The following is a 13,110-nucleotide window of genomic DNA, read 5'->3' as shown; positions in this document are numbered from 1 at the left end:
TGCCCCGGCCGTGCGGCTCCGCGGTCGGTTGTTTCATAGGTGGTCGCTCGTGAAACACCCGCCCGCCGGGCGGTCCACCTGCGGCGCCCCCGCGGGCTCCCCCTGCCGCACCGGCAAGGGCAAGGTGGCCATCCAGTACCACACCGCCCGCTTCCGCCTCGTGCCCCAACTCGCCAAGGCGCTCAGCGTGCCGACCCCGGCCGTACGCAAGCCGGGGTCGGTATGGACCGAGCTGCTCCAGCCGGTGAGCGCCAGCGCCGAACCGGTCGGGCACGTCCGCCTCGGCTACGCGCGCGCCTCGACCACCCGGCAGCCCCTCGACGCACAGCTCGACTCCCTCGCCGAAGTCGGGGTCACCCGCGTCTTCTCAGAGAAGATCTCCACCGGCGCCACCCGGCGCCCCGAGCTGGACGCCGTCGTGAAGCTCGCCGGAGAGATTCGCTCCTCCGGCGTCGCCGTCACCCTCGTCGTGCACGAACACAAGCGGCTCGGTCGCGGTATCGAACTCGCCATGCTCGCCGAAGAGCTGAAGGCCAGCGACGTCGGCCTGGAGTTCCTCACGGGGGAACTGAAGGGCTCGCACGACCCCTCCGGGATCGTCTTCACCGTGCTGGCGGCCATGTCCGGTATGGAGCGCGAGTACATCCGCGACCGCACCCTTGAAGGCCACGAGTCCGCGCGCCAGCGCGGCAAGACCATCGGCGGCGCGGGCGTCACCGACGAGTCCATGCTGTCCATGGCCCTCCACCTGCGCGACCAGGAGATGAGCCTGCGCGACATCGCCAAGCGGCTCGTCATCACCACCGGCACGAAGAAGGGCCAGCACCCCTCACCCGCCACCGTCATGCGGATGCTGCGCGAGCACGACGAGAAGGCCGCCATGGCGGCGAGCGTGTGATCATCCGCTACTTTGCGGCTGGTGTCTGAGCTATGACACCGGGGCCTACCCCAAGCGCCCCGAGCTTCCCCGCCGTTGGCCTGCGACCTGTATCGGGACGCGGCCGTACGCCGTATCCCGATGCGTCGCTGGGGGAGCCATCCCGAAGAAGGGCGCCCCCAGCGACGTACGAGCGAACGAAGACGCCTGTGGGCGCGAGCAGCAACTGCTCGCGCCCACAGGCGTCTTGTGTGTTCCGGCCCGGAACGGCGCTTGTCCGGCCCGGAGGTGCGCTCACCGGAGGTGTTCGCTCAGAGGACGCCCTCCTCCAGGACCTCCCAGCCGCCGGACTCGGTCACCAGCTCCGCGATCCGGCGGATCGTGGGCCCGGCGAAGAACTCGGCCAGGGGCACCTCGGCGCGCAGCTCCTGCCGGGCGCGTTCGATGAAGCGGATGGCTCGGACGCTGTCGCCGCTCAGGGTGAAGAAGCTGTCGTCGCGGCCGATGGCTTCGGTCGGGGTGTCGAGGAGGTCGGCCCATAGCCGTGCCAGGGCCAACTCCAGGTCGCCTTGCGGGGGTTCACCGGCAGCGCGTACGGGATCCTGGTCGGCGGCCAGCTCCCGTACCCGGGCTCGGTCCACCTTGCCGTTGGTGCTCAGCGGCAGTGACGGGAGTGGTGTCAGGCGGTCGGGCACCATGTGGGCGGGCAGGCGGTCCGCCGCCCAGCGGAGCACCTCCGCCGGGTCGAGGCCGGGCTGCTCCCCGGCCCCGGTCCCGACCACGGCCCCGGTTCCGACGAGGGCCTCGGCCTCGGCTCCGGCTCCGGCTCCGGCCTCGGCCCTGGCTCCGGCCTCGACCCCAGCCCCAGCCCCGGCAGGCACCAGCGCCCCCACCAACCGTCGCCGCGCCCCCTCCCCGGCGACCACCACAACCGCGTGCTCCACCCCCGGATGCCCGGCCAACACCGTCTCGATCTCGCCCAGTTCGATCCGATGGCCGCGGAGTTTGACCTGGTGGTCGCGCCTGCCGAGGAACTCGAGCAGGCCGCCGGGGCGGTAGCGGCCGAGGTCGCCGGTGCGGTACCAGCGTTCACCGGAGTCCGTCGCGACGAACTGGCGGGCCGTGAGGTCGGGTGCGTTGCGGTAGCCGTCGGCGACGCCCGTGCCGCCGATCCACAGTTCGCCCGCGACCCAGTCGGGGCAGTCGCGGCCCCGCTCGTCCACGACGCGGTAGCGCTGGTTGCGCAGCGGATAGCCGTACGGGATCGACCGCCACTCGGGATCGACCCGCTCGACCTCGAAGGCGTTGGACCAGATCGACGCCTCGGTCGCGCCGCCGAGGGCCACCAGGCGGCAGCCGGGCGCGGTCTCGGCGAGGCGGCCGGGCAGGTCGAGGCCGACCCAGTCGCCCGACACCATGGCCAGCCGCAGATCCGCGGACGCCGGCTGGTCCTCCCGTACGACGAGGAGCATGTCCAGCAGCATCGGCACGGTGTTCCACACCGTGACCCGGTGCGCGCGGACCAACTCGCTCCAGCGGTGCGCGTCCCGGCGTTCGGACTCGGCGATGGTGACCACCGCTCCGCCGGCGCCGAGCAGTCCGAAAACGTCGTACACCGACAGGTCGAAGTCCAGGGCGGAGACGGCCAGTACCCGGTCCTCGGGGCCGACGCCGAAGCGCTCGTTGATGTCCTCGACCGTGTTCGCCGCAGCCCAGTGGGCGATCTCGACGCCCTTGGGCTCGCCCGTGGAACCCGAGGTGAAGATGACGTACGCGAGCTGGGAGCCGGGCACGTCCACGAGGCCTTCGGCGCGTGCACACCGAGCGGCGTCCTCGACGAGCAGCGGGCGTGCGCCGGCCGGCCAGTCCCCGGCGTCCCTCGTGGCGGCGTCGGTGAGGGCAACGGTCAGTCCGGCGGTGCGGAAGATGCGTTCGCGGCGCAGCGGCGGCTGGTCGACGCCGACCGGGACGTAGGTCGCGCCCGCCGCGAGGACGCCGAGCACGGCGGCGATCTGCTCCGGCCCCTTCGGGAGCGTCACGCCGACCAGGTCGCCGGGCCGGACGCCGGCGGAGGCGAGCAGGGTGGCGATGCGCAGGGCCTGGTCGGCCAGTTCGCCGTAACGGACCGTGGCCTGACCGGAAATGCCGGAGATGACGGCCACCGCGTCCGGCTGCCGGGCGGCGTGGTCGAAGAACGGGTGGTGGAGGAGGGTGGTGTGCTGTTCCGCTCCGGTCGCGTTGACCCCGGCACGGACCTCGCGCTGCGCGGGTGGCAGCAGCTCGGGCACCGGGGCCTGCCAGTCTGCCGTGCCCAGCAGGTCCAGCAGCCGCAGATAGGCGGCGAACATGTCGTCGAGCACGCCACCGGGGAACAACTCCTCGACCGCGTCCCAGTTCAGCGACACCCAGGGGCCGTCGGGACCGTCGTTCACCTCGACGACCTGGTGGTCGAGCCACACCTGAGGGGTCTGCGAGATGCCCCAGACCTGCTGGTCGAACGGCTCCTTCGGGCGCGCGGCCAACTCGGTGACAGCACCCAGCGCGCTGGTGAACACCACCGGCACCGCCACCTCCTGACGGCCCGTCCGGCGCGACAGCTCCCGCAGCACGTCCACCGCCGAGACCTCGCGGTGGGCGAGGTCCTTCGACAGCCGCTCCTGCAGCCTGCGTACCCGCGCCAGCCAGGCGTCGGCGCCCCCGGGCTCGTACGCCACCAGCATCAGCGAGGTGAAGTCGCCCAGTACCCGGTCCACATGGGGATGCACCTCGGCCCGGTCGAACAGCGTCACCGTCAGGGTCATGTCCTCCCGGCCGCTCCACGCGCCGAGCACCTCGCAGAACGCCGACAGGAGTACGGCCGACGGCGTCAGCCCATGCTCGCGGGCACGCCCCGACAGCACCGCCCACCGCTCGGCATCGAGCGCGGCCGTACGCCGGGTGAAGTGCGGCTTCGCCACCTGCGCCGGGTCGGTGCGCAGGGGCAGCGCCGGGGCGGGCGGCAGGCTCTCGACGCGCTCCAGCCAGTACTTCTCGGCGGCGGCGAGCGCGTCCGGATCCGGGGATACGCCGAGGACGTAGTCGCGGAACGACAGGTCTACGGGCGGGAGTTCGGCCCGCGGATTCTCGTAGAGGGTGCCGAGTTCGGCGTAGAAGGTGAGGACGCTCAGGGCGTCCAGGACGAGGTTGTCCAGGCCGATGCCGATCCGGGCGCGACGCCCGTGCCGTACGACGCGGATGTCGAACAGCGGCCACTGGGACGGGTCGAAGACCTGGTGGGACATGGCCTCGCGGAGGTCGGCGAGGGCCGTGGGTTCCCCGTCGCCGGGCTCCGACTCGTCCGGCTTCGCCTCGGTGACGGGCACGGTGAAGCGGGGAACCTCCGGGAGTACGCGGATGTCGCCCCGTTCGTCGAAGACCGCGCGCAGCATCTCGTGGCGGGCGACCAGCCGGTTGACGGCTTCCTCCAGGCGGGGCACGTCCAGGCCGGTGACGTCGTACTCGCGGTAGAAGTGGCAGCCGATCCCGCCCAGGGTGAAGCCTTCGGCACGGCCCAGCCAGTACGACCGCTGCACATCGGTCGGCGGGAAGGGGTCGTGGCGGTGGTCCGGGTCGGGGCGCAGTACGGGGGCGGCGGGCGCCTGCTGGTCGGGCTGGCCCGGCCGCAACTGGGCCGCGAAGTCCGCGAGTTCGGGGTGCTCGAACAGCGCGGTGATCTCGGCGCCTTCGAAGCCGGCGGCGCGCAGGCGGCTCAGGCAACGAGTGGCGAGCAGGCTGTCGCCGCCGAGCACGAAGAAGCTGTCCTGGCGGTCGATGCCGGAGACGCCGAGGATCTCGGCCCACAGATCCGCCACGGCCTCTTCGACCGGGCCGCGGGGGGCGCCGCCTTCTACGGCCGGGTCGGCCAGGTCGGTGGGGATGCACGGGGTTGCTGCAGAGGGTTCATTCCCCAATCCCGCCCCTTCCCGAAGCCAGGGGCTCTGCCCCCGGACCCCCTTCGGGGCTACGCCCCGGACCCCGTTTCGGGGGCCAGCCCCCGAACCCCCGGTCCTCAAACTCCCCCAGCTACCGCTGGCGGGACCCCCAACAGGCTGATTGTCACCGGGGATCGTGGAGTCGGCCTCGGGGCGACGGTCTGTCGGCTCGACGTCGGTCCCGAGGCCGTGGTCCGCCCCCGTGACCGGCGACTGCCCCCGGCTCACCCCGAGCACATCGACGCGGCCGCCGGGCAAATACCGGGCGCGTACTCCCGTCGGCTGCCCGTCGACCTCCAGCTCGCCGGGCACCAGCTCGGGACGGGTCCGCCCCCGCGCGTCCACCACCCGGGAACGGCCGCCGCCGCCCGCATCATCGGCAGTCGCCGTGCCGCCAGGCACGGGGTCGGGCACGGCCCGGTCCCACGCGGCGTCCGTTCCCTCGTCGGCCAGCAGCTCAAACAAGGCCCGGTACGCGGTGAACATCGCGTCGAGCATGCCCTGCGGGAACAACCCTTCCCTGGCATCCCAGTTGACCAGCAGACCGCCCCGCACCTCCGACAGCTGGGCGTCCAGCCAGACCTGCGGCACCTGGGAGATGACCCACTCGGGCTGCCCGAAGTGCTCCTGGAACTCCTCCGAGAACAGTTCCCCGACGTTCAGCGCACTGGTGTAGACGACGGGCGCGAGCACCTGTTCGCCGCGGTGGGCGCGGGACAGGTCGCGCAGTACCTCGACTCCGGAGTACGCGCTGTGCCCGGCGGCGTCCTGGAACGTGGACTGGATGTGCCGGGCGCGATCGGTGAAGGGGGCGGTGCGGGACGTATCGACGGCGAGGAGTACGGAGTTGGTGAAGTCGCCCACCACCCGGTCGACGTCCGGATGGAACCTCTCCCGCTCGAACAGCGGCAGGTTCAGCAGGAACCGGGGATGCTCGCTCCACGCGGACATCACCTCCGCGAACACGGCCGCCGCCGCCATGGCGGGCGTGACCCCGCGCCGCTGGGCCCGCTCGGTGAACCGCGCCCGCTGCTCGGGCGTGAACCGGAAGTGACGCCGGGTCACGCGGGTGTGCTCGCCGTCGAGCGCGTCGTCGACCAGGGGTAGGGCGGGGCCCGCGGGCAGGTCGGCCAGGCGTTCCCGCCACCAGGCGCGGGCCCGGTCGTGCGCGTCGGCGCGGCGGGTGGCGCGGGCGGCGAGGTAGCTGGGGAAGTCGTAGCCGACGGGTGCCGGTTGCTCGTCGGGGCGGGCGTACAGGCGGGCCAGGTCGGTGAGCAGGATGCGGAAGCTCATGGCGTCCGCGACGAGCATGTCCAGGTTGACGTGGGTGTGACTGGTGCCGTCCGGCAGCAACGACAGCTGGACGTCGAAGACCTCGCCGACGGTGATGTCGAGCCAGCGGTGAGAGAGCCGGTCGCGCAGGCCGAACAGCGCGCGCTCCGCCTCCTCCGGTGTCGCGGACCGCCAGTCGTGCACAGTCAGCCCCGGCCACGGCGGCTCGGGCAGAACGTGCTGAAGCCCGTCCTCATCGACCCGTACCCGCAGCATCGGATGGTGCCGCAGCAGCGCCCGTACGGCCTGCTCCAGCCGCTCGGCATCCACGGCGGGCCCGCTGAACTCGTGGTAGAAGTGCGCCCCGACGCCACCGAACCGCTGCCCGCGCGCCCGGCCGACCCAGTACGCGTGCTGCATCGGAGCCAGCTCGAAGGGGGCGGCGAGATCAACCCTGGGAGCGGGCTCACTGTCCGGGGCGGTGGTGGCGGTACGCGCCAGGAGGTGCCGCCAGGCGGCGAGGGTGGGCGTGCGGGTGAGGTCGGCGAACTCGACGTCGGAGCCCGCCGCGCGCAGTGAACTGGCCACTTTCATCAGGGAGATCGAGTCGAGCCCGATCTCGATCAGGTTGTCGTCGTCCGCTATGGAGCCCTCGGGCTCGTCCAGCAGCTCGGCTATCTGTCGGCGTGCGTCCTCGACGAGATCGCTTGCCTCATCGTGTGCCTCTTCGACGAGATCGTGCGTGGGGCTGCCCACCTGGGCCTCCTCGTGTTCCTGGTGTTGGGCGGGAAGTCGGGTCACTGCTGCTGGCGGAGGCGGGCGGCGAGTTCCCGCCGGTTGACCTTGCCGAGGCCGGTGCGCGGGAAGTCGTCCACGATTCGCACTCGGTCGGGGTGCTTGTAGGCGGCGACGCCGCGGGCGGTGAGATGGGCGATGAGGTCACGGCGGGTGGGCGGGGTGCCCTTGGGGATGACGCAGGCCCAGGTGCGCTCGCCCATGGTGTCGTCGGGCATGCCGACGAGGGCGACGTCGTGGACGGCCGGGTGGGCGAGGAGATGGTTCTCCACCTCCTCGACGGGGACCTTGTCGCCGCCGCGGTTGATGACGTCCTTGGCCCGCCCCTCCACCACCAGGTGCCCGGTGGGCAGTCGGCGGACGAGGTCGCCGGTGCGGTAGTAGCCGTCCGGGGTGAAGGCGGTCGCGTTGTGCTCCTCGGCCCGGTAGTAGCCACGGATGGTGTACGGGCCGCGGACCTGGAGTTCCCCCGGTTCGCCGTCCGGTACGTCGTTCCCGTCCGGGTCTACGATCCGTACCTCGTCGTCGGCGGCCAGCGGGCGGCCCTGGGTGGTGAGGACGAGTTCCTCCGGGTCGTCGAGCCGGGTGAAGTTCAGCAAGCCCTCCGCCATCCCGTACACCTGCTGCAGTTCGCAGCCGAGCAGCGGGCGCACCCGGCGGGCGCTCTCCTCCTTCAGCCGGCTGCCGCCCACCTGGAGCAGCTTGAGCGTGCCGGGCCGGGCCCGCCCCTGCTCGGCCGCGTCGAGCCAGGCCAGCGCCAGCGGCGGTACCAGGGCGGTTGCGGTGACCTGTTCGGACTCGATCAGCCGGAACGCCTCGTCCGGGGCGGCGCTGCGGCAGGTCACCACGGTGCCGCCTGCCCACAGGGCGCCCAGCATGCCGGGGCAGGCCAGGGCGAAGTTGTGCGCCATCGGCAGGGCGGCCAGATAGCGCGTCTCCTCGTCGAAGCCGCAGAGTTGGGCGCTGGCCCGTACGTTGTAGTGGTAGTCGTCGTGGGTGCGGGCGATCAGCTTGGGCAGTCCGGTGGTGCCGCCGGACAGAAGCAGTACCGCCACCTCGGACGGGTCCGGCTCCAGGCCGCGCCCGCCCGTCGATTCCGGGGGAGCGGACGCGAGTACGGCGTCGTACGCGGTGAACTCCGCGGCGTCGCCGACGACGATCACCTCCCGTACGGCCGGGACCTGTTCGCGCAGGGCGCGCGCGAGTGGCCGGTGGTCGAAGCCCGCGTGCTCGTCCGGGGTCACATAGGCGACGGCGCCGGAGAGCCTGGCCAGGGACACGATCTCGGTCTCGCGGTGCGGGGGCAGCGCGAGCACGGGCACCGCGCCCAGCCGGAACAGCGCGAAGCACAGCGGCACGAACTCCGCGATGTTCGGCAGATGGACCAGGACGCGTTCACCGGACCGGATGCCGCGGGCGCGCAGTCCCGCCCGGAGCCGGTCGGCCTGCTGGTCCAACTCCCGGTAAGTCCAACGGCGTTCGCCGTCGGTGACGGCGGTGCGGTCCGGCCACCTGCGGGCGCCGTGCCGCAGGATCGAGCCGAGGGTCCCGCCCTGCCAGTATCCCTTCGCGCGGTAGTGGTCGGCCGTGTCCTTCGGCCAGGGGACGAAGCCGTCCAGGAAACCGTCGGCCATGCTGGCACCTCCTGATGTCGTGACGATTCATGACGTTTCGTGATGTGGGGAGCGCCTTGGGGCGCGGTGCGGTTCAGTGCTGGGGGCGGGCTGAGTTGCCTGGGCTTCCCGGATTGCCTGGGCTTCCCGGGTTGTCCGGGCTTCCCGGACGGCGGGCGGCGAAGACGCGGTGGCCGAGGGGTTCGAGCGGGTGGCCCGGTTCGGGCAGGTCCACGACCCGGGTGAGGCCCGCCGAGTCGAGGACCTCGCGCCACTGGTCCAGGGAGAGGAAGGTGGCGCCGGTGCGGGCGCGGGCGTCCTGGGCGTCGACCATCAGGAACGCCTGCGTGATCATCACCCAGTACTCCTCCGCCGTCGGCTCGGTGAGCACCAGCCAGCCGTCGGGCACGAGCAGCCCGGCCAGCGAACGGATGGAGGCGTCGGTGTCGCGGGCGGCGTTGAGCACGCCTCCGGCCAGGACGACGTCGAACGAGCTTGGCGCGAAGCCCTGTTGGTGGGCCGGTGTGTCGATGTCCAGGCGGCCGAAGTCGACTCCGGGGGTTGTGCCCCAGCATTGGCGGGCTTGTTGGAGGAAGAAGGGGGTGACGTCGGTGAACAGGTACGTGACGTCGGCGCCGGAGGCCGTCAGTGCGGGTAGTGCCTGCTCGGTTGTGGCGCCGGTGCCGGCGCCTACCTCGAGGACTCGTAGCGGGCGGTTGCGTGGGTGGCGCGTCGCGATGGCGGCCAGGAGGCCGCCTACGGCGTGGTGTTGGTAGCGGGCGGTGACGCTCTCTCGGTAGAGCGACTCGGCCAGGGTCGTATCGCCTTCCGGGAAGAGCAGCGATACGGCGTTCGTCGTGCCGGTCAGCAGGTCGGGGAGGTGCCCGGCGCTGCGTCGCGCGTAGTCCACGGTGTCGGCTGAGCCGAGCGTGGCTCGCCATGCTTTCTCGGCTTCGTCCCAGGCGTGGTCGAGGGCGGGGCCTGTGAACTCGTCGGCGGACAGGGTGGGTTGGGGGCGGTCGCCTTCTTGGCGTAGCAGACCCTCGGTGGTCAGTACGGAGAGCCAGCGGCGTACGAGGCCATGGTGCTGTTCGGCGATCCGGGCGGCGGGCGGCACCTTGGGCTCGCTGTGTCCGGGGCCTGGTTCTGGGATCGAGGCAGCGAACAGGCCTTGGCGATAAAGGGAGTTGAGCATGGACAGCAGGGCCGCCCGGCCCACGGCGCGTACTGCGGCAACCGCGCCTTCGAGATCGATTCCGCCGACACCTCGCTCAGCGGCGGCTTGCGCGGCCTCTACGAGATCGGTCTCGCAATCCTCGCTGTTGCTGTCGGGGAGTGGCACGTGCGCGACCGTGACGCCCAGGGTGCCCGCGACCAGGGAGATCCGATCGTCCGGGAGCGGCTGGTCGCAGTGCACTACGCGGGACAGCGCGTGCAGGTCGGTGAGGGGCGCGGAGGGATGGTCCGGGAGCGCGTCCAGCAGGGCGGCGGGAAGGAACGCCCTGTCGGCTCCCGTGTGTTCCAGAAGGGCCAGCGCCCTGGCGGGGGACAGGGCGTCATGCCCGCACACCACGGCCGCGCCCGCCGCCCAGGCCGCCAGCGCCGCGTCGCCGCCCGCGCCCGCGTAGTCACCGAAGACCGCGACCTTGCGCACGTCGTCGCCGTACGCCTGACGCAGTCGCTCCACGAGGTCTACGAACTCGTCGGACTCGGCGGTCGGTTCAGAGCTGTTCATGAGTAGGGACGCCAGGCGTGCGTACAACGCCTCGGGCTCGTTCGGGGAGGTTTCGCCTCTTACGAAGTGGCGTGCCTGCGCCAGGAGTTGTGCCCCAGAGAGGACCGTACGGCCGTTCATCAGGGCGGGTGTGTCCCCGAGCCGTTCGAGCCCGGCGGCAACGGAACGTAGCTGCGTCATGAAGCGCCCTCCGCGGGAACGTCGGCGACGAACACGTGCTGGCCCACCGCGGCAAGCGGGGAGTCGGGATCGGGCAGCGAACCCAACGGGGTCAGACCCGCCGCCCGAAGCTCCTCGTCCCATTCCTCCGCGCCGAGGAACGCGCTGCCGGTCTCCCGCCGCCGGTCGCCGCTGCCCACGCGGGGCCTGCCGGGCTCGGGCGAGAGCAGGAACGCCATGGAGGTGAGCACCGCCCGGTTCTCGCCCACGGACTCCGTGAACACCAGCCGACCGCCGGGCGCCAGCAGCTCCCGGATGCGGCGGAGCGACGTACGGGCGTCGACGGCGTTGTGGAGGACGTTGCCCGCGAGGACGACGTCCGCGCTCCCCGGCGGCAGTCCCTGCCGGGCGAAGTCCTCGTCGATGTCGAGCAACGCGCAGCGCAGGCCCGGGAGTTCGCGGGCGTACCGCTGCTGGGCGGTCACGGTGAACAGCCGGGAGACGTCGGTGAAGAGGTAGTTGGCGTCCACGCCGCGCAGCGCGCGCAGCACCGCCGCGGTGCAGACGCCGGCGCCGCCGCCGAGCTCCACGATCCGCACCCGGCGGGAGCGCAGGCGCTCGGCCGCCTCCCGTACGGCGTGCCCGGCGGCGGCGTTGACGTACTCACCGACCGCGCTCGTCTGGTACCCGGCGAGCGCGGTCAACGCGTCCCCGTCCGGGAACAGCAACTGCTGCACCGTCACCTCGTCCCGCAGCAACTCTGGCAGCCGACCGAGCGCGGTGCGGTGGAAGGCGGGCATGACGGGCGGGAACCCGAGGGCGGCGTACGTCCCCTCGAGCGCATCCTCCGCTTCCCCGTCCGCCACGGGAGCGGTCAGGCTCAGCCCGAACCGGCGCCCGTCGGCGGACCGCACCACGACGCCGTCCTCCGCCAGCACCTCCAACCACCGCCGTACGAGCCACACATGCCGAGGAGCCACGGCCAGGGCGTCCATGATCTGGCCCGGGGAGCGAGGCGGACCGCCCGTCCGCAGAGCCCCGCTGGACACAAGCAACGAGCCGACGGCCGCAAGACTGACCCACCCCAGGGCCCGCATCGCCTCGGGCAGCCGCGCCGGATCGACACCGGGGTTCCGGGAGCGAAGGGCGGCCAGGCCGGCCGCATGGGCCGCTTCGAGAAGCTGGGCGTGCTCGGGAAGTTGGGTGTGCTCGGGAAGCGCCGGCGTCGCGTGCGCGGGTACGTGTGTGTGGCTCACGGGGCACCTTCCTCGACCGCGATCGGTTCTCCGTGCGCGCGGTCGGCCGCGGCCAGTGAGCGCAGGGCGGCCAGGCCGGCCGCATGGGCCGCTTCGAGAAGCTGGACCTGTCCGAGAAGCTGGGCGTGCTCGGAGAGTTGGGCCTCCCCGGGAAGCGCCGGTGACGCGTCCGCGGGTACGTGTATGTGCCTCACAGGACCCCCTCCTCGACCGCGACCGGCTCCCCGTACGCGCCGTCGACCACCGTCAGCCCCTCCAGCCCCGCCGCCGCACCGGCCGAGCGCAGTCGCCCCAACGTGGCCTCGGGGTCCAGAGCCTCGGCGGCGTAATGCCGGCCCGGGCGGACCTCGCCGCGTAGTGCCGCCATCACGGTCAGGGCGGTGACGGCGCCGCTGAGGCCGGAGTTGGAGCGGGCCCGCAGCACCGTCGTACGGGAGCGGGGGAGGCCCTGTCGCTCGCCGTCCAGGCTCACCACCAGGCCTACGAAGGGTGCGCGGCCCGCCAGGTCGAGGCGGCTTGCGGTGCGTAGCGCGGTCACGGCCTCCGCGCGGGGCAGGGTGTGGATGCGGTCGAAGGCGCGGCCGGTGTGTTCGCCGGTGAGGGCCGTGTACCAGTCGCCGTGCCGGAGGCCCAGGGATCGGGCCAGGCGTTCTGCCTCGGGGGCGAGGTGGGGCAGGAGCGTCAACGGCTCGGGGAGGAAGGGGAGTTCGGCCCCGGCGGCCCTGACGGACGCGGCGGAACGGCGGGACCCGTCCCGCCAGGCCGCCAGCATCTCCGTACGGCCCTCGGCGGCGGCCTGGAGGTAGTCCTCGGCGGCCGTCGCCGTGAAGTGGTCCCGTACGCACAGGTACGCGGACAGCCGGTGCACCTCGTCGAAGTCGCGGGCGGCGGCCCAGCGGGGGAGCAGGCCGGTGAGCCCGGGCTGGAGCCCGGCGGAGAGGACCGCCGAGCGTCCGGCGGCGGCCCACTCGGCGTCGTCGAGCTGTGCGTGCAACGGCTCGTCGCCGGCCGCGTCGACGTAGTCGGCCCCGGCGCGCAGTGCTGCACGCGCGACGCGGTCGCCGATCCGGTACGACGGTCCGGCGCAGTTCACCAGGACGCGGCAGCCTTCCGCGAACGCGGCCAGGGAGGCGTCGTCGGTGAAGTCGACGGGCCCGTGCTCGGCGGCGGGGCGGCCCCGGCCGTCGGCGCCGGACAGTTCCACGGTGGCGAGGCGGCGGGCGGCTTCGGCGTCCCGGCCGCCGATGCGCAGCGGGCCGAGGCCGAAGCCGTACAGCAGGCGGGCGGCGCTTGCACCGACTTCCCCGTATCCGCCGATGATGCCGATTCTGCGGGTGGTCACTGGCGCGTACCTCCTGCGTCGGATGAGGCGGGGACGAGGCGTCGGCCGTCGCCGCGCCGCCTTTCGTTCCAGAAGCCGGTGTTGCGGCCG

The 13,110-nt window shown here is 72.6% G+C and carries 7 protein-coding genes; 1 reads left to right on the top strand and 6 read right to left on the bottom strand.

Annotated elements, in window-relative coordinates; genetic code table 11:
- Positions 1-49 precede the first annotated feature (49 nt).
- Complete coding sequence (locus ACQEVY_RS19335; protein ID WP_432950139.1) at positions 50-898, top strand: recombinase family protein; 849 nt, start codon at positions 50-52, stop codon at positions 896-898.
- Between the two features lie 290 nt (positions 899-1,188).
- On the opposite strand, the gene ACQEVY_RS19330 is transcribed toward ACQEVY_RS19335, so the two are convergent.
- From ACQEVY_RS19330 to ACQEVY_RS19305, 6 genes are all read right to left on the bottom strand, one after another.
- Complete coding sequence (locus ACQEVY_RS19330; RefSeq protein WP_432950137.1) at positions 1,189-6,876, bottom strand: amino acid adenylation domain-containing protein; 5,688 nt, start codon at positions 6,874-6,876, stop codon at positions 1,189-1,191.
- Positions 6,877-6,917: 41 nt separating this feature from the next.
- Complete coding sequence (locus ACQEVY_RS19325; RefSeq protein WP_432950135.1) at positions 6,918-8,549, bottom strand: (2,3-dihydroxybenzoyl)adenylate synthase; 1,632 nt, start codon at positions 8,547-8,549, stop codon at positions 6,918-6,920.
- A 73-nt stretch (positions 8,550-8,622) separates the two neighbouring features.
- Positions 8,623-10,443, bottom strand: a complete 1,821-nt coding sequence (locus ACQEVY_RS19320) for a class I SAM-dependent methyltransferase (protein WP_432950133.1) — start codon at positions 10,441-10,443, stop codon at positions 8,623-8,625.
- Positions 10,440-11,678 carry a class I SAM-dependent methyltransferase gene (locus ACQEVY_RS19315; protein WP_432950131.1) on the bottom strand — a complete coding sequence of 413 codons (1,239 nt, stop codon included), beginning with the start codon at positions 11,676-11,678 and terminating at the stop codon, positions 10,440-10,442. Before ACQEVY_RS19315 ends, ACQEVY_RS19320 begins: the two co-directional genes overlap by 4 nt.
- A complete protein-coding gene (locus ACQEVY_RS19310) occupies positions 11,675-11,872 on the bottom strand; it encodes a hypothetical protein (RefSeq protein WP_432950129.1) in 198 nt (65 codons plus the stop codon). The genes ACQEVY_RS19315 and ACQEVY_RS19310 overlap by 4 nt, the downstream gene beginning before the upstream one ends.
- On the bottom strand, positions 11,869-13,020 hold the full coding sequence (locus ACQEVY_RS19305) for a saccharopine dehydrogenase NADP-binding domain-containing protein (protein WP_432950127.1): 1,152 nt from the start codon (positions 13,018-13,020) through the stop codon (positions 11,869-11,871). The genes ACQEVY_RS19310 and ACQEVY_RS19305 overlap by 4 nt, the downstream gene beginning before the upstream one ends.
- Positions 13,021-13,110: the final 90 nt, after the last annotated feature.

It is taken from the genome of Streptomyces sp. CA-288835 (assembly GCF_050936385.1).
GTDB lineage: Bacteria > Actinomycetota > Actinomycetes > Streptomycetales > Streptomycetaceae > Streptomyces.
The sequence above is the reverse complement of the archived record's forward strand: the minus strand, read 5'-3'. Positions and strand labels throughout refer to the sequence as shown.